Consider the following 16,130-nt stretch of genomic DNA (forward strand, 5'->3'; position numbering starts at 1 on the left):
GCGCAACTAACAGGCAAAAACACTGGCCACGCCCGTGACCGGCCGCGATCCTAACGCCGTGCAAGCGGGTTGGCAACGTAATAAACTTCATGTTGTTGGTTAAAAATTGTCGAAACATTGTTGAAAACGTCGGCATCGAATTAAAAAGCAAGAGTCGGCGTGTTTCGCCAACGGCCCGTCACTATGCTGGTTAACATCGAAACCGCAGTGAGGAACGGATGATGAAAAACGTAATCGACAGCGCCGATCCGCGCTGGCTGGCGATCGTCAGCCGCGACAAGCACGCCGACGGCCGCTTTATCTACGCGGTGAAAACCACCGGCGTGTATTGCTCGCCTTCCTGCCCGTCACGCCAGCCGAATCGGCAAAACGTGGAGCTGTTCGACGATGCGGAACAGGCGGAGGCGGCGGGTTATCGGCCCTGCAAACGCTGCCGCCAGGGGCTGACGCCGTTGACGGAGCAGCATGCGCGGCAGATAGCCGAGGCCTGCCGCTATATCGAACGGGCGGAGAAAGCGCCGTCGCTGCAGACGCTGGCGCGCCACGTCGGGTTGAGCCAATACCATTTCCACCGGCTGTTCAAAGCGATCACCGGCCTGACGCCGAAAGGCTACGCCGACGCGCAGCGCAGCCAGCGGTTGCGCTGCGGTCTTAAGCAGCAGGAGACGGTGACCGACGCGATCTTCGACGCCGGCTATGGCGCCAACGGCCGCTTTTACCAGCAAGCCAACGCCGCGCTGGGCATGACGCCGAAAGCCTACCGGGCGGGCGGCAAAGGCATGCGCATCCATTTTGCTGTTGGGCGCTGTTCGCTGGGTGAGATCCTGGCGGCGCAGAGCGAGGTGGGTATTTGCGCCATTCTGCTGGGGGACGATGCGCAGCAGCTGGTGCAGGATCTGCAGGATAAATTCCCCAACGCCGAGCTGATCGGCGGTGACGCGCAGTATGAAGCGCTGATGGCGCAGGTGGTGGGCCTGATCGAAGCGCCGGAGAGCGGGCTGGCGCTGCCGCTGGATATTCGCGGCACTGCGTTTCAACAGCGGGTCTGGCGGGCGCTGCAGGCGATACCGGTCGGCGAAACCGTCAGCTATGCCGATATCGCCCGGCGCATCGGCGCGCCGAAGGCGGTGCGCGCGGTGGCCGGCGCCTGCGCCGCCAACGTGCTGGCGGTGGCAATCCCCTGTCACCGGGTGGTGCGCAACGACGGCGCCTTGTCCGGTTATCGCTGGGGCGTCGAGCGCAAGAAAGCCTTGCTGGAAAAGGAGGCGCAGCGATGAGCGGCGCGCTGGCGGCGCGGTTGGCCGAATTGGACTGGGCGGCGATCGAACGCGAACTTGATGCGCAAGGGGGGGCGCGCCTGCCGGGCGTGCTCAGCGCCGAGCTGTGCCGGCAATTGGCGGCGCTTTATCCGCATGGCGAACATTTTCGCAGCCGCATCGTCATGGCGCGGCACGGTTTTGGCCGCGGCGAGTACCAGTATTTTGCGTATCCGTTACCGCCCCCGGTGGCCGAAGTGCGCGGCCTGCTGTACGCGCGGTTGGCGCCGTTGGCCAATCGCTGGAACGCCATGCTGGGTCTGGCGGCGCGCTATCCCGCCGAACACGAGGCCTACCTGACTGAATGCCATCAGGCCGGCCAGCGGCGGCCAACGCCGCTGCTGTTGCGTTACACGGAGGGGGATTACAACTGCCTGCATCAGGATCTGTACGGCGAACGGGTGTTTCCGCTGCAGGTGGCGTTCCTGCTTTCCGCCCCCGGGCAGGACTTCACCGGCGGCGAGTTTGTGCTGACCGAGCAGCGGCCGCGGATGCAGAGCCGGCCGGAGGTGGTGCCCTTGCAGCAGGGTGACGCGGTGGTGTTCGCGGTGCACCATCGGCCGGTGGCCGGGGCGAGAGGCTACTATCGGGTCAATCTGCGCCACGGCGTCAGCCGGATACGCACCGGCCAACGCCACACGCTAGGGGTGATCTTTCATGACGCGTTATAGCTTGCGCGCCAGCAGGGTGGCGAAGCGCAGCGAGATGCGGTTGCCGGCGGCGTCGGTCTTGTGCAGTTGGCCGATGTCCTCGTTGTATTTGAGGATCTGCCAGTCGCGGTAATAGTGCTTCAGCTCGCCCGGCTTGAAGGTGAACGGGAAAGGCAGCGGGCAGGGATAATCTTCGGTATCCATCGCCGCCACGATCAGATTATGGCCGCCGGGCACGGTGCTGTCCTGCATGTTTTGCACGATATGCGGGAGCTGCTGGCGCTCGAGAAACATCAACACCACGGTGGACAGGATGAAGTCGTACTCGCCGCTGAAGCGGTGAGTATTGAGATCCTGCACCCCGGCGCTCAGGCGGGTCAGCTGCTCGGCGTCGATGATCTGATTGAGGCGAGCTATCGACGGCGCGTGCTTGTCCCAGGCGGTGACGTCGAAACCTTTCAGATTGAGATAGAGCGAATTGCGGCCGCCGCCGCAGCCCAGATCCAGCGCCTTGCCCGGTGCGATGCGCGCCGCCGCCTCGATCACTTCGGAGTGGGTGCGCGTCAGTTCGTATTTCTTGTGGTAGTAATCTTCCGGCGTGCAGTAGAACGCCAGCCGGCAGGTCATGTCGTCCGAGAAGGAAACGATGCGATGCCACTGCTGCGGCGTGATAAACGGCGGCTGGCTTTCGGGGCTAAACTGCCAGGTCTCGGTGGTGGCGTCGTCTTCGGTCATCATGGCGAACGTCAGGTTGCCGCTCAGCACGGTGAGCTTCGCCCAGGTGCCGTTCTGGGTGTTGTGGCGCTGGCGAAAGGCTTCCGGCAGTGTGTCGCTGTTCCATTCCGGCAGGGTTTTATAGCAAAGCAGCTGCTGCTCCATAGGGGGCTCCTCTGGCTGGGCAAACAAAGTGATTTATATGATGCATATAAAATACATCTTTATCGATCGTTTGAACATAGCGGCCTGACGGAAAGGCGCGGCGATATCTTTATACTGGATTGTGTGCGGCGGCTGGGCTAATTTCAGTGCTGTTCATGTCATCACGTTCAGGGAAAAGATGCCGATATCTCGTTTATTCCACCCGATGCCCTTCCGTTGGCTGAGCCTGGCCGCGCTGCTGGCGCTGGCGGGCTGTACCAGCAAAACCACCACCACGGCGCCGGCGGCGCGCCCCGCCGACGTCAAAGCCCGACTGATGACGCTGATCCCGGCCAACGCCGGCGATCGTCAGGGCTGGGCCACCGATATTACCGCCGCCTTCGCCGCGCAGGGCATTGAACCGAGCGATGAGAACCTGTGTTCGGTGCTGGCGGTGACCGAACAAGAGTCGACGTTCCAGGCTAACCCGCAGGTGCCGGGGCTGCCGAAGATCGCCTGGAAAGAGATCGACCGCCGTGCCGATCAGATGCACATCCCGAACTTTTTGGTGCATACCGCGTTGAAGATCTCGTCGTCGAACGGCCAGAGCTACAGTGAGCGTCTGGATAAGGTGCGCACGGAGAAGGATCTGAGCGATATCTTCGATGACATGATCGACCGCGTGCCGATGGGACAGAAGCTGTTCGGCCATTTGAACCCGGTACATACCGGCGGCCCGATGCAGGTGAGCATCGCCTTCGCCGAGGCGCACGCCAAAGGGTATCCTTATCCGGTCGACGGCTCGATTCGCCGCGAAGTTTTCAGCCGGCGCGGCGGCATGTACTTCGGCATTATGCATTTGCTGGGGTACCCGGCCGATTACAGCCGGCCGATTTACCGCTTTGCCGACTTCAACGCCGGCTGGTACGCCAGCCGCAACGCGGCGTTCCAAAACGCGGTCAGCCGGGCGAGCGCCATTCCGCTGGCGCTGGACGGCGATCTGATCGACTTCAGCAGCGACAAGCCCGGCTCGACCGAGCTGGCGGTGCGCACGCTCGGCAAGCGCCTGAACATGAGCGACAGCGCCATTCGCCGGGCGCTTGAGAAAGGCGATACGGCTGACTTTGCCGATACCGACCTGTATAAGAAGGTCTTTGCGTTGGCGGGCGGCAAGCTGCCGCGTGAGATGCTGCCGGGTATTCAGCTGGAAAGCCCGAAAATCACCCGCAAGCTGACCACCGCCTGGTTCGCCAAGCGGGTGGATGAACGCCGGCAGCGCTGCATGGCGCGCGCCGGCGGGTAACGGCATGAAAAACGCCGCCGGAGGCCTGAACCACCGGCGGCGCGATCATCGCGCCTCAGGCGCTGCGGCGCGGGTTGGTCAGGCCGAAGTTAAAGCTGTTGCAGCGGTTACAGAACTCTTTCATCACCGGCGGCGTGTCCATCATCGGCACTTTCACCTCGATAAACGCCAGCCGATCCTGCCGTGAGGCGTGTTCCAGGGCCATTTCCAGCTGTTGTGTGGTTTCCACCGCCACGCTGAACGGCTGCGCCTGGGTATTCAATACCGCCGGCAGTTTGGCGTAGTCCCACGGGCTGATGTCGTTGTAGGACGAGTTTTCGCCGAGGATATAGCGTTCGATAGTGTAACCGTCGTTGTTGATCAGGAAGATGATCGGCTTTTGTTCGCAGCGCAGCAGAGTGGACACTTCCTGCGCGGTAAGCTGGAAGGAGCCGTCGCCGATGAACAGCAGGTGACGGCGCTCAGGGGCCGCCATCAGGGTTCCGAGCAGCGCCGGCAGGGTATAACCGATCGAGCCCCAAATCGGTTGGTTGACCACCTTGACGCCGCCCGGCATGCGCATGCCGCCGATGGCCGCGCCCGAGGTGCCGTTTTCCACCACCACCACATCCTCCGCCTGGATGAAGCGTTGGATCCGCTGCCACAGATAGGCCTGGTCGATAGGCGCGTCGCTCGGCGTCGCCAGCTTGTCACGCGGATCGGCCAGCGGTGATAAAAGCTGCGCCGGCGCGTCTTCGCTCAGATCCAGCAGCGCCTGCAGCAGATCCGCCGTCGCTACCGCCGGGTAGGAGGTGTTGTCCAACGTCATCGAGAACGGCTGAATATCCACCTGAGCGGCGGCGGGAATTTGCTGCGAGAAATAGCCGGTGGTGGAGTCCACCAGACGCACGCCGAAACTCAGCACGCAGTCTGAGTGGGCCATGCGTTCATACAATTCGGGGCGCGACAGGTTGCCGCTGTAGCCGCCCATCCAGCCGGCGGTATTTTCCGGGATAATGCATTTGGCGGTTGGCATGTTGGTCAGCGGTATGGCGAAGCGGTGAGCGACATCGATAACCAACTGCTGCAACCGGTAGCGATCCACCATTTGGTCGACCAATATGATCGGGCGCTGCGCGCGCTTTATTTTGGTTAACAGCGCCATTGCCGCCAATTGCACATTGTATTTATCGCTCGCCGGCAATTGCGGCGCTGCTGCGGCTTCGGCGACTTCAATTTCGATATCGCAAATATCAGACGGCAGCTGTAAATACACCGGTTTCTTCTCTATCCAGGCGCGAGAAATAACGCGTGGAATTTCCTGCGCGGCATTTTCCGGCGTGATAAGAGCCTGAGCGACGGTGAATTGTTTAAAGCAGTTCATGACGTTGTCGAAATTGCCGTCGCCCAGGGTATGGTGCAATAGCTGATGATTCTTCATCGCGTGCAGCGGCGGCGTGCCGGCGATGCAGACCACCGGCGAAGATTCGGCATAGGCGCCGGCGATGCCGGACAGCGCGGCCAGATCGCCGACGCCGTAGGTGACGATCAGCGCGCCGGCGCCTTTCATCCGTGCGTAGCCGTCGGCGGCGTAGGAGGCGTTCAATTCATTGCAGTTGCCGACGAACGCCAGCCGTTCGTCGCTTTCCAACAGCTCCAGCAGGCTGAGGTTATAGTCGCCGGGCACGCCGTAAATACGATCGACGTTCAGGGCGTGAAGCTGTTGCAGAATGAATGACCCGATAGTTATTTTCATTGATTGCTCCGGATTATTTATCTTTATTTTGTCAGGCGAAAATCAGCAAAAATAAATTGCTGGCGATGTTGTGTCGTTAGCATTAACAGTTATTTAAAGTGCCGGCTTGTTCAAGATAGGGGGAGCGGCCGAGGAAGAGGTGGTTTGTATTCGGCGCTTTACGCGATGGGTTTTTCCATAAATAGTGTGGCTATTGTGCATTAGGGCGGGGCGGTATTTTTCGTTGACGGCATATCGGCAGAAAAACGGCGGCGCATTGGTATTTATCATGATGCAGGGTGAATCATCCGGTACTTTTGAAGCCGTGTTAAATCCCATTGAGCGGTGCAACGCTTTTTGCCTGAGAAAGAAAAGCACAACTTCATGTAAAGGTGCATTTTGGTGATCCGCCGCACGCTTATTTAAAGAAACCTTCAAGTAACCAATTAAAAACAAAAAATTAACAATGAGGTTTTTTTATTCGGTCATGGTTGTCAGTTTTGCTTTACAGATGCCGCAATGCGCGCCGCGTCGGGCCGGTGTAAAAATGGGCCGTCACGGGCGCTAATATAACGTGGCGGTCATCACATTCTGTGGGAAGTGATACGTAAACTTTTCTCTACGTGTGCACGGATGGCGTATACCTACCAGAGGGACTCATGTCCCAGCGGTGCTGGCCTGAGAGGGGGGCGTGTGATGAAAGGCTATCGACATATTCTGGTGCTGATTCATAACGAGCGTGATGGGTTGCCGTTGCTGCGTCAAACGGCGGCGATGGTGCGCGGTAAGCCAATCGCCCTCACTGTCGGCCATCTTAACGCCGACTACGCCGAGCTGGAGTACGGCAGCGATGCGTTAATCAAGGATCGCCAGGCGCAGGAAGTGATCGCCGCCAAAGCGATGCTGAGCCGGTTGGTGAGCGCCGTCGATGTGCCGGTCGCGGTCAAGGAGATTGTCACCATTCGGCGCTTTAAGGACGTGAGCGATTTTATTCACCAGGCCGGCATCGATCTGGTGGTGGTCGGGCACCAAAACCGCCTGTTCGGCCTCTATTCCTCGTATTCCCTGGAGTTTGTGAACCGTCTCGATGTCGATGTGTTGGTCAAGCATCTTGCTCGCGAGTAGCGTGCGACAAAGCGGATTTTTCCCACGGTTTTGCCGCCCGAAAGGCAATAGCATGCGGATACCGGTACGGTTTGTCCTGAATTATTGGGCATTTTCCGGTGCTAAACTTAACCAAAGCACAACGGGCGTTGGATAAATTAGATACGGCTTGATCTTGCCTGGGCTATCGGTAAAAATCTGCGGCCGTATTTTTACAGGAGCTTTACGATGTTTCTAAAACGGACCCTTTTGGCGTGTTCTCTGGCGTTGATATTTCCTGCACTGCCTTCTTATGCTGAGGTTGGTACAGAAAGTGGCAATGCCGCACAGGCTGAAAAACCGGGTTTATGGCAGCGTTTTACCGATAACGTGGCGGAGACCTGGAACAACTCGCCTAACCACGATCTCTATATCCCGGCCATCACCTGGCACAACCGTTGGACTTATGATGATGAGCATATCGATAAGTACAACGAACGTCCGTGGGGCGCCGGTTACGGCATCTCCCGCTACGACAGCGACGGTGACTGGCACGGCATCTACATCATGGCGTTCAAGGATTCCTTCAACAAATGGGAGCCGATCGGCGGCTACGCCTACGAGAAGATCTGGCGCCCGCTGGATGACAAGGATTTCCGCCTGGGGCTGGGCTTCACCGCCAGCGTCACCGCGCGCGATAACTGGAATTACATCCCTATCCCGGCGCCGCTGCCGCTGGCCTCTATCGGCTATCAGCGGCTGACGTTCCAGGCGACCTACATTCCCGGCACCTATAACAACGGCAACGTGTTCTTCGCCTGGCTGCGCTGGCAGTTCTAAACTTCCTGAATTCCGAAAAACGGTGCGGCGGCGAGATAAAAGGAACTTGTCGCCGCAGGCGGCGTCGGAGAGGTATCCCGGCGCGCTGCGCCGATTGCATGCCGTTATGACAGGAGTTTCACCACTATGATCACCAAACATCGTTTATTGCTGGCTTTGGCGCTGTCCGCGACCCTGGCCAGCGGCGCCACCCAGGCCGCCGGGCTGATGGATTCCCTCAGCAGCGCGGCGGGCGAACTGAGCAAGTCGGGCGGCGACAGCAGCGGCGGCATGTCGCTCTCCTCGTTGACCGGCCTGCTGAACGGCGGCGACAAGGCGTTGAGCTCCAGCAGCATGACCAATGCCGCCGGTATCCTGCAGTACTGCGTGAAAAACAACGTGCTGTCGGCTAACGGTGCCGAAGGGGTGAAAGATCAGCTGCTCAGCAAGCTGGGCATCACCAGCACCGAAAACGCCAAGAGCCAGGATTATCAGCAGGGCCTGGGCGGCTTGCTGCAGACCGGCGAAGGCAAGAGCCTGGATCTCAACAGCCTGGGCACCTCGCAGATCACCGAGAAGGTGAAGCAAAAAGCCTGCGATCTGGTGCTGAAACAGGGCAAATCCTTTATTTCATGATCTAAGAACGGCGGAGCGCTCCGCCGTTCGTTTTTGTATAAGCTGGAAAAATGAAAAAAACGTTGATGCTTTCCCTGCTGGCAGGGATGACGATGTTGCAGGGGTGTTCCGTGAAATCTAACGAGGCGCCGCCACCGCCGCAGGTGAAACCGATCGGCATGGCGAACCCGGCCGACGTGTACTGCACCCAAATCGGCGGCAAGCTGAACGCCAAAGAGAATGCGGCAGGCCAGTATTCCACCTGTACCTTGCCGAGTGGGCAGGAAATTGAAAGCTGGGAACTGTTCCGCCGCGATCATCCGGTGAAAAAGTAACCCTATGCGGCGCCGGCTCTGCTGCCCGGCGCCCGCTCAGAATTGGCGATCGCCTATCGGCTGCAGCTGCAGGCTGCCGTCCTTCCGCAGCGTCAGCGGCATGCGCCAATCACGCTGTTTATCCAGGTTGAACGGCCGGGAGCGGAACATGCAGCCGGTCTTGATATTCTTGATTTTCATCACGTGTTCCGCGTTCGCATTGATTTTCACCTCGAAGCTGCCGGCGGGCGGAATAAAGACTTCCGCCAGCTGTTGCGGCGCCGCTGGCGTTTCCAGCTTGACCAGCACCGCGAAATCGTTGCCCTGATTATCCAACGTCAGCCGATGCAGGCCGGATGCGGGCAGCCGCGTTGGCTGATGCAGATAACCCGCTGAGGCGGGCCACGGCTGCCCGGCATTGTCATGCAGCGGCCCGCCGCACTGTTCGCGCGCCTCCCGCAGCGGCATTTCGCGCTTGATGGCGCGATTGTAATCGGCGGGGGCGGCGAGACTGAACTCGTCGTCATATTGGTGGGCGCGCAGATAGCGCTTGGCGCCGAGCACCCCAACGGCGACCAGCATGAAGAACAAAAATATCCTCAGGCGATTTTTGAAAATCAGCCCGAACAGCTTCCCGGGGAGTTGAAACAGCCACCTTGCGATCGTCAATAACATCGTTTTCCCTTAGCGTCCAAGCCGTTACGTCTGCGGTAACTTCGCTTGCCTCAGTATAGCCAACATCCCGCAGGCGAAAATCCTGCCCGGCGATTTTTCTTCCGCTCTGCATTGTACGTTTATGTTTGTTTGTGTACATTTATGATCACTTTAGCGTCACCGGATTGACATGATGTCCAAACTGTTACCGAATGAGCGTCACCAGGCCATTCTTGACACGCTCCGCCAACAGGGGCGGGTGCTGGCCCTGGAGATGGCGCAGCGGCTGAACACCACCGAAGCGACCATCCGCCGCGATCTGCGCCAGCTGGCGGCGCAGAACCTGTGCAAACGCATCTATGGCGGCGCGTTGGCGCCGACGCCGGCCGAGGGGCCCGTTGCGGCGCGCATTGCGCTCAGCGGTGACGAGAAGCTGGCGCTGGCACAGACCGCGCTGGGGGTGATCGGTGAAGAACAGCTGATCTTCCTCGACGCCGGCAGCACCCACCTGTATCTGGCGGATCTGTTGCCGCGCGACCGGCGTTTGACGGTGGTGACCAATGCATTGAGCATCGCCGGCAAAATGCTGGAGCGGCCGGGGATCCGCACCATCCTGATCGGCGGCGAGTTGGATGCGCAGGTCGGCGGCTGCGTGGACGCCAAGGCCGCGGAAGAGATCGACGGTTTCCATTTCGATTTGGTGTTTACCGGCATCTGCGCCTACGACCCGGCCGGCGGCTTCTCCGCGCTGAGCTACCAGGACGCCACCTTTAAAAAGCGGCTGTTGAGGCGCGCCGGCAGCGTGGCGGTGCTGTGCACCCGCGACAAGCTCAATACCTACGCCCCTTACCCCTTCCTGCCCGCCGGGCAGGTGGATCATCTGGTGACGGCGCGCGGCGCGCACCCGCAGCTTGAGCTGCAGGTGGCGCAGGGCGGCGGCCAGGTTTGGCACAGCGATTTACCGACCGGAGAATGATGATGAAAATAGCCCATGTTGCCCTGTGGACCCGTGACATCGACGCGCAGCTGGCATTTTGGCAGCGTTATTTCAATGGTGCCGCGGGGGAGGAGTATGTCAGCCGCAACCGGCCGGGGTTCGTTTCCCGCTTCGTCAGCCTGGCGGCCGGGCCGTCGCTGGAGATCATGCGCGTGCCGACGTTGCTGCCGGCGCAGGAGCAGGAGGAGCGGGTCGGTTGGGCGCACATCGCGCTGTCGCTGGGGGATGAGCGGCAGGTCGAGCGGTTGGCGCAGCGCGCGCAGCAGGAGGGCATTTTGCTGTCCGCGCCGCGCTGGACCGGCGACGGCTTCTACGAGGCCGTCATTCGCGATCCAGACGGCAACGCGATCGAAATCACCGCCTGATCACTCTTCTTCAATGCTGGCGAATTGCTCGCCCAGATAGTCGAGCAGCAGCCGCACCGCCGGCAGCAGGCCGCGGCGCGACGGGTAAACCGCATGCACCACGCCGCCCTGCGGCTGCCAGCCCGGCAACAGTTGCACCAGCTCGCCGCGCAGCATGTCGTCGCGCATCATCATCGCCGGCAGTTGTACGATGCCGGCGCCGGCGATGGCGGCGGTGCGCAGCATCAGCATGTCGTCGGTGACCAGCCGCGGCGTGTGCTCCCACTCCACCCGTTCACCCTGCGGGCCGGTCAGCCGCCATTGGTGCTGACCGCGCGCCGGGCCGAGATCGAGCGTCGGGTATTTACGCAAGTCTTCCGGCGTGTGCGCCGGCCCGAGGGTGCGCACCAGCGCCGGGCTGGCGGCGACGCACCAGGTGCGCTGCGCCAGGATCTTCAGCACCAGATCGCTGTCCTCCAGCGGCGGCGGCCGCACCCGGATCGCCAGATCCAAGCCTTCCCCCACCACGTCCACCCGGCGATTGGTGGCCTCCAGATGCACCGTCACCTTGGGATAATCGGCCATAAAGGCCGCCACCATGCTGCCGACGCGGGTGTGCAGGATCGCCACCGGGCAGGACATGCGCACCGTGCCGCAGGGCTCGGCGCGCGTCTGCTCGATCGCCTGCTGCGCCGCTTCCGCTTCCACCAGCATCGCCTTGCAGTGCGCGTAATAGGTTTGGCCGACCTCGGTCACCGAGAAGCGCCGCGTCGAGCGCTGGATCAGGCGCACGCCCAACCGCTCCTCCAGCAGCGCCACGCGGCGGCTGAGTTTGGATTTGGGAATGCCCAGCGCCCGGCCGGCGGGGGCGAATCCCTGGTGATCGACCACGCTGGCGAAGAAAAACAGATCGTTCAGATCGGTCAGCATCGTATCCCTTATCGTTCTATCAGTAGAACGCTGAGTGTACATCTTGCCTACTACTGCAGCAAACCCCGGCGGATTAAACTTCTGACATCAACTTAAGGCCGTGAGGTCTGAAACGGGAGTTCAAGATGAAAAAAATCCTCGGTATTCACAACAGCCCGGAAGCACACTGGGTCGGTAACGGTTTCCTGGTGAATTCGCTGTTCTCTTATAACGATTTGGGGGCGGAAATGAGCCCGTTCCTGCTGCTGGATCACGCGGCGCCGACCAAATTCCGTTCCGCCTCCGGCACCCGTGGCGTGGGTCAGCACCCGCATCGCGGGTTTGAAACGGTGACCATCGTCTATCAGGGCGAAGTGGAACACCGCGACTCGACCGGCAGCGGCGGGGTGATTGGCCCCGGCGACGTCCAGTGGATGACCGCCGCCTCCGGCATCCTGCACGAAGAGTTCCATTCGCGGGACTTCTCGCGCAACGGCGGCACCATGGAAATGGTGCAGTTGTGGGTCAACCTGCCGGCCAAGGACAAAATGGCCGAGCCGGGTTACCAGACGCTGCTGAACGCCGATATTCCGGTGGTCCCGCTGGCGGACGGCGCAGGGCAGGTGCGGGTGATCGCCGGTGACTTCGGCGGCCATGCCGGCCCGGCGCGCACTTTCAGCCCGCTCAACGTGTGGGATATGAAGCTGAATGCCGGCCATACCACCACGCTGACGGTGAAAGAAGGCCATACGCTGGCGCTGGTGATGCTGCACGGCGCGATCCTGGTTAACGGCGAAGATGTGGTGCGTGAAACCCAAATGGTGCGTTTCGACCGGGCGGGGGATTCGATCACTATCGAAGCCAACAACGATGTCGCGCTGTTGGTGCTGAGCGGCGAACCGATCGATGAGCCTATCGTCGGCTACGGCCCGTTCGTCATGAACAGCGAAGCGGAAATCCAGCAGGCGTTCCGCGATTTCAACAGCGGCAAGTTCGGCAGCATGAACGCCGAAGCGAGCGCCGGTTGAACCTTGGCATCTGGGGCGGGAAGTGTTCTCGGTTCCAGACGCCACACTTAAACCTCAACGCCCCGCCACACCGGCGGGGCATTTCATCCGCAACATCAAACCCCACAGGAGTAAAACCATGACTGCAAATTACAAACGCCTCGACAAAGATCAGGCCGCCGTATTGCTGGTGGATCATCAGGCAGGGCTGCTTTCGCTGGTGCGCGACATCGATCCCGATCGGTTTAAAAACAACGTGCTGGCGCTGGGTGATTTAGCGAAGTATTTCAACCTGCCGACCATTCTGACCACCAGTTTTGAAAACGGCCCCAACGGCCCGCTGGTGCCGGAACTGAAAGCCCAATTCCCCGATGCTCCCTTCATTCCGCGCCCTGGCCAGATCAACGCCTGGGACAACGACGACTTCGTCAACGCGGTAAAAGCCACCGGCCGCAAGCAGCTGATCATTGCCGGCGTGGTGACCGAAGTGTGCGTGGCATTCCCGGCGCTGTCTGCGCTCAATGAAGGGTTCGAAGTGTTTGTGGTGACCGACGCCTCCGGCACCTTCAATGAACTGACCCGTCAGTCGGCCTGGAGCCGCATGGAAGCCGCCGGCGCGCAGTTGATGACCTGGTTCGGCGTCGCCTGCGAGCTGCACCGCGACTGGCGCAACGATATCGAAGGCCTGGGCACGCTGTTCTCCAACCATATCCCGGACTACCGCAATCTGATGACCAGCTACAACACGCTGACCAACGGTAAGTAACGCGACGGCCCTTTACTCAACCTTTCGCCTTTCATCACGTTAGACGCGGGATGTAAGCAAAGCGCAGCGGGGCGAAAAGGTAGCGAAAAGCGGCTTTCTCATTGGCCGGGGGCGGGGTAGCGTAATCCCGAACCCGGCAAATGAGGTTAATTCAATGAAACAAGCAATCAAGATCCTGGCGCTGCCCTGCATGGGCATGGCGCTATTGTTCAGCGCGAGCGCGATGTCGGCGCCTGAGAAGCCTGCGGCCAACGCGTTGCCGCCTTTGATGGATGCGCCGATGCGCATGCCGCCTTTCCCGGGCGGGCACCCGCCCAAGCCGGGGTTCTGCCACGGCGGCGAGCTGTTCTGCGCCACCTCGGCCAGCGACAATCCGGTGGAAACCATCAACAAACTGACGGCGGTGATCCCGGCCGGCACCGCCAAACACTATGAAGTGCGCATCGCGGTGGTGGCCGTGCCTGACGCACCGCCTGCACCTTAACGGGCCCTGTCATCCCGCTCTGGCCTGGGCGCGCCAGGCGCGTTAGGCTAAGGAGAGCATTTTTCGGGAGGCGGGATGACCCCTTTATCACAGCTGCCTTATCTCCAGCCCGGCGATCGCGTGCTGTTGTTCGACGGCGAATGCAATCTGTGTCACGGGCTGGTGAGAGACCTTATTCGCGCCGATCGGCAGCGGCGCATTCTGTTGGCAACGGTGCAATCCGTCGAAGGACAGGCAATCCTGCTGGCGTTGGGGTTGCCGACCGATCGTTTCGATTCCGTGGTCTATGTTGAGCAGGGGCGCTATTGGCTGCGCTCGGCGGCGTTGTTTCAGGCGCTGCGCCAAATGACCTGGCCGTACCGTGCGCTGGCGCTGGGGCGTTGCCTGCCACCGCGGCTGGCGGACAAGGTGTACGACGCGGTTGCCGGCAATCGCTACCGGCTGTTTGGCCGCAACGACGGCAGCGGCCTGCCGGGTGCCGATCAGCCCGGGCGCTATCTGTCTCGGCGGCGGGAGCCGCCGGCCTGAGCTTTACGCTTCTTTACCATCCAACCGCTTGAAATATCAGCACTCCAGCTCCATATAATGGAACATTCAACCAACAAGGAGCGCGTATGGGAATCAGTGAAGAAGAGCGCATTCGCCGTTTGACCCAGGAGAAAAACGACATGGGCAATACGGCGAAATGGGTGGCGATCGTTTCCGCCGTGTACTTTGCCTTGATGGTGTTTTACGGCCACCCGACCGGCGTGTTGGCGATGTCGGGCGCGGTGTTCATCGTGTCGACCACCACCTGGCTGAAAAAGCGTAAGAAGGTCAAATCTTATCGCATGGCATTGGCCAGAATCAGCGACGATCAGCCCTGATAGTCGCCGCGCTTTAGTGTATACACCAGGCTCGGCGCCGCGCCGGGCACGTCATCCAGCGTATCCACCCGCCGCATGCCGATCTTTTCCAGCACTCGCCACGACGCCTGATTCTCCGCGCGCACAATGGCGGAAATTTCCTCCATCGCCAATCCGACAAAACCATATTGCAGCGAAGCCCGCGCCATCTCGGTGGCCAACCCCATGCCCCAGACGCGAGTATCGAATCGATAGCCGAGGTTCACGGTGCGCTGCGCGCCGAGCGGTTTCCAGGACAATCCGCCAAAGCCGATGATCCAATCCGGCCGTTCGCGCAGGGCGATCGCCCAGGAACCGTAACCGTGTTGTTGCCACCCGGAAATTCTCTCTTGCAGCGCCGAGATAGCCTGCGCTTCGCTGGTGAGCGGGCCGGCGGGATTGAAACGCTGGGTTTGCGGATCGCCGAAGATGGCGTAGAAGCGTTCGAGATCCGCCATCACCGGCGGGCGCATCTGCAGGCGTTCGCTGAAAAAAGGGTCTGAAGGAGTCAGGCTCATCATCGTTTCTCCCGGCTGGATAAATGAACAGTGTTCACTGTAGACCAGATTGGTGAAACGGGGAATCCCCCTCTGCGGGTGAGAGGGGGCGAAGGGAATTACAGGAAGGAGTCGTCGTCGTCGTCGCTGTAATCGTCGTCGGCGTAATCCGTGTCGTCCTGATAGCTGGCGTTCTGGAAGCCGTTGTCCTGGTTCAGGAAGCTGCCACCATCGCCGTTGTTGAAGGTATCCAGGTTGTTGGAGGCGTCGAAATTGCGCATTGCGCTGTCGTCCAGCGGCGCCGGGGTTTCCTCGATAATATTTACGATTTCCTGTGGTTGCGAATGGCGGAACATGCCGGTCAGCATGTCGGCCAACACCACGCCGCCGGCGACGCCCGCCGCCGTTTGCAAGGCGCCTCCCAGGAAGCCGCCGGCGCGTGAGGGCGCCGCCTGCTGCGGTTGGGCATAGGCAGGCTGTTGCTGTGCGTAGCCCCCCTGCTGCGCGTTGTTCCAGGCCGCCGTATTTTGCTGCTGCGCCTGATACTGTTCGCGCGGGCTTGGCGTGCGGCTGCCGCCGCCGAACAGACCGGCCAGGAAGCCGCCGCTGCTCTGCTGGCCGTTGGCGGTTTGCTGCAGCTGCGCCACCTGGGCCTCCAGCTCTTTGACCCGCTGATCCATCTGCTTGAGCGCCGCTTCCTGAATGATCATCGCCTGCGCCATGTAATAAGGGGCGGAAGGCTGCTCGCGAATATGCTGGTTGATTTGCTGCTCTGCCTGGAGATCCCGTGGGCCCGTCTTGGTCTCGGCTTCTTTCAGGCGGCCAAACAGACCATCGATAAGGCGTTGTTCTTCGGATTGCATAGGAGTACCTCAGGAGATAAATAACGGTGCTGGATGATCATTATCATCGGTAT

At 60.7% G+C, this 16,130-nt stretch carries 21 protein-coding genes; 14 read left to right on the top strand and 7 right to left on the bottom strand.

Annotated elements, in window-relative coordinates; genetic code table 11:
• The first annotated feature begins 221 nt into the window (after positions 1 to 221).
• The gene (gene ada, locus WFM45_RS00405; protein ID WP_060558674.1) at positions 222 to 1,277 is read left to right on the top strand and encodes a bifunctional DNA-binding transcriptional regulator/O6-methylguanine-DNA methyltransferase Ada; all 1,056 of its coding nucleotides are present in this window, start codon (positions 222 to 224) and stop codon (positions 1,275 to 1,277) included.
• Positions 1,274 to 1,987, top strand: coding sequence for a 2OG-Fe(II) oxygenase (locus WFM45_RS00410; RefSeq protein ID WP_060558676.1), 714 nt, complete (start codon positions 1,274 to 1,276; stop codon positions 1,985 to 1,987). Before ada ends, WFM45_RS00410 begins: the two co-directional genes overlap by 4 nt.
• Here the strand turns inward: WFM45_RS00410 and tehB are convergent.
• Positions 1,982 to 2,845: an SAM-dependent methyltransferase TehB gene (gene tehB / locus WFM45_RS00415; RefSeq protein WP_336954040.1), complete on the bottom strand. Its 864-nt coding sequence runs from the start codon at positions 2,843 to 2,845 to the stop codon at positions 1,982 to 1,984. The two genes, WFM45_RS00410 and tehB, sit on opposite strands and share 6 nt — an antisense overlap.
• Positions 2,846 to 3,023: 178 nt before the next feature.
• On the opposite strand from tehB, the gene WFM45_RS00420 reads away from it, so the two are divergent.
• Positions 3,024 to 4,127: a DUF1615 domain-containing protein gene (locus WFM45_RS00420; RefSeq protein ID WP_050501289.1), complete on the top strand. Its 1,104-nt coding sequence runs from the start codon at positions 3,024 to 3,026 to the stop codon at positions 4,125 to 4,127.
• Positions 4,128 to 4,182: 55 nt separating this feature from the next.
• Here the strand turns inward: WFM45_RS00420 and WFM45_RS00425 are convergent, their stop codons facing one another.
• Positions 4,183 to 5,862, bottom strand: coding sequence for an alpha-keto acid decarboxylase family protein (locus WFM45_RS00425; protein WP_082997078.1), 1,680 nt, complete (start codon positions 5,860 to 5,862; stop codon positions 4,183 to 4,185).
• Positions 5,863 to 6,537: 675 nt separating this feature from the next.
• On the opposite strand from WFM45_RS00425, the gene WFM45_RS00430 reads away from it, so the two are divergent.
• From WFM45_RS00430 to WFM45_RS00445, 4 genes are all read left to right on the top strand, one after another.
• The gene (locus WFM45_RS00430; protein ID WP_004940605.1) at positions 6,538 to 6,966 is read left to right on the top strand and encodes a universal stress protein; all 429 of its coding nucleotides are present in this window, start codon (positions 6,538 to 6,540) and stop codon (positions 6,964 to 6,966) included.
• Between the two features lie 207 nt (positions 6,967 to 7,173).
• The gene (gene pagP / locus WFM45_RS00435) at positions 7,174 to 7,764 is read left to right on the top strand and encodes a lipid IV(A) palmitoyltransferase PagP (RefSeq protein WP_004940603.1); all 591 of its coding nucleotides are present in this window, start codon (positions 7,174 to 7,176) and stop codon (positions 7,762 to 7,764) included.
• A 126-nt stretch (positions 7,765 to 7,890) separates the two neighbouring features.
• Positions 7,891 to 8,379, top strand: coding sequence for a DUF2501 domain-containing protein (locus tag WFM45_RS00440; RefSeq protein ID WP_015376789.1), 489 nt, complete (start codon positions 7,891 to 7,893; stop codon positions 8,377 to 8,379).
• Positions 8,380 to 8,429: 50 nt separating this feature from the next.
• The gene (locus WFM45_RS00445) at positions 8,430 to 8,693 is read left to right on the top strand and encodes a putative hemolysin (protein WP_016928925.1); all 264 of its coding nucleotides are present in this window, start codon (positions 8,430 to 8,432) and stop codon (positions 8,691 to 8,693) included.
• Between the two features lie 36 nt (positions 8,694 to 8,729).
• On the opposite strand, the gene WFM45_RS00450 is transcribed toward WFM45_RS00445, so the two are convergent.
• Positions 8,730 to 9,254, bottom strand: coding sequence for a hypothetical protein (locus WFM45_RS00450; protein WP_258057879.1), 525 nt, complete (start codon positions 9,252 to 9,254; stop codon positions 8,730 to 8,732).
• Entirely contained in the window at positions 9,196 to 9,486 is a 291-nt protein-coding gene (locus WFM45_RS00455; protein ID WP_250602426.1) for a hypothetical protein, read from the bottom strand. Before WFM45_RS00455 ends, WFM45_RS00450 begins: the two co-directional genes overlap by 59 nt.
• 33 nt (positions 9,487 to 9,519) lie before the next feature.
• On the opposite strand from WFM45_RS00455, the gene WFM45_RS00460 reads away from it, so the two are divergent.
• Positions 9,520 to 10,302 carry a DeoR/GlpR family DNA-binding transcription regulator gene (locus WFM45_RS00460; protein WP_085336576.1) on the top strand — a complete coding sequence of 261 codons (783 nt, stop codon included), beginning with the start codon at positions 9,520 to 9,522 and terminating at the stop codon, positions 10,300 to 10,302.
• A 2-nt stretch (positions 10,303 to 10,304) separates the two neighbouring features.
• Positions 10,305 to 10,688 (top strand): VOC family protein, encoded by a 384-nt coding sequence (locus WFM45_RS00465; RefSeq protein WP_085336575.1) that lies wholly within the window; start codon positions 10,305 to 10,307, stop codon positions 10,686 to 10,688.
• Here the strand turns inward: WFM45_RS00465 and WFM45_RS00470 are convergent, their stop codons facing one another.
• Positions 10,689 to 11,597 (bottom strand): LysR family transcriptional regulator, encoded by a 909-nt coding sequence (locus WFM45_RS00470; protein WP_033634044.1) that lies wholly within the window; start codon positions 11,595 to 11,597, stop codon positions 10,689 to 10,691.
• Between the two features lie 125 nt (positions 11,598 to 11,722).
• Here WFM45_RS00470 and WFM45_RS00475 point away from each other — a divergent pair, with 125 nt between their 5' ends.
• From WFM45_RS00475 to WFM45_RS00495, 5 genes are all read left to right on the top strand, one after another.
• Positions 11,723 to 12,604, top strand: a complete 882-nt coding sequence (locus WFM45_RS00475; protein ID WP_015376795.1) for a pirin family protein — start codon at positions 11,723 to 11,725, stop codon at positions 12,602 to 12,604.
• 118 nt (positions 12,605 to 12,722) lie between these two features.
• A complete protein-coding gene (gene ycaC / locus WFM45_RS00480) occupies positions 12,723 to 13,349 on the top strand; it encodes an isochorismate family cysteine hydrolase YcaC (RefSeq protein WP_033653308.1) in 627 nt (208 codons plus the stop codon).
• A gap of 154 nt (positions 13,350 to 13,503) precedes the next feature.
• Positions 13,504 to 13,833: a hypothetical protein gene (locus tag WFM45_RS00485; protein WP_044031863.1), complete on the top strand. Its 330-nt coding sequence runs from the start codon at positions 13,504 to 13,506 to the stop codon at positions 13,831 to 13,833.
• 75 nt (positions 13,834 to 13,908) lie between these two features.
• Positions 13,909 to 14,361: a thiol-disulfide oxidoreductase DCC family protein gene (locus WFM45_RS00490; protein WP_085336574.1), complete on the top strand. Its 453-nt coding sequence runs from the start codon at positions 13,909 to 13,911 to the stop codon at positions 14,359 to 14,361.
• Positions 14,362 to 14,447: 86 nt separating this feature from the next.
• Positions 14,448 to 14,699, top strand: coding sequence for a hypothetical protein (locus WFM45_RS00495; protein WP_004928468.1), 252 nt, complete (start codon positions 14,448 to 14,450; stop codon positions 14,697 to 14,699).
• Here the strand turns inward: WFM45_RS00495 and WFM45_RS00500 are convergent.
• Entirely contained in the window at positions 14,690 to 15,238 is a 549-nt protein-coding gene (locus WFM45_RS00500; protein WP_015376798.1) for a GNAT family N-acetyltransferase, read from the bottom strand. The genes WFM45_RS00495 and WFM45_RS00500 overlap by 10 nt on opposite strands.
• A gap of 95 nt (positions 15,239 to 15,333) precedes the next feature.
• Positions 15,334 to 16,077 carry a DUF2076 domain-containing protein gene (locus WFM45_RS00505; RefSeq protein ID WP_336954067.1) on the bottom strand — a complete coding sequence of 248 codons (744 nt, stop codon included), beginning with the start codon at positions 16,075 to 16,077 and terminating at the stop codon, positions 15,334 to 15,336.
• Between the last annotated feature and the right edge of the window lie 53 nt (positions 16,078 to 16,130).

Origin of the sequence: Serratia sp. KG1D (assembly GCF_037150675.1) — a bacterium.
Lineage (GTDB): Bacteria > Pseudomonadota > Gammaproteobacteria > Enterobacterales > Enterobacteriaceae > Serratia > Serratia nematodiphila.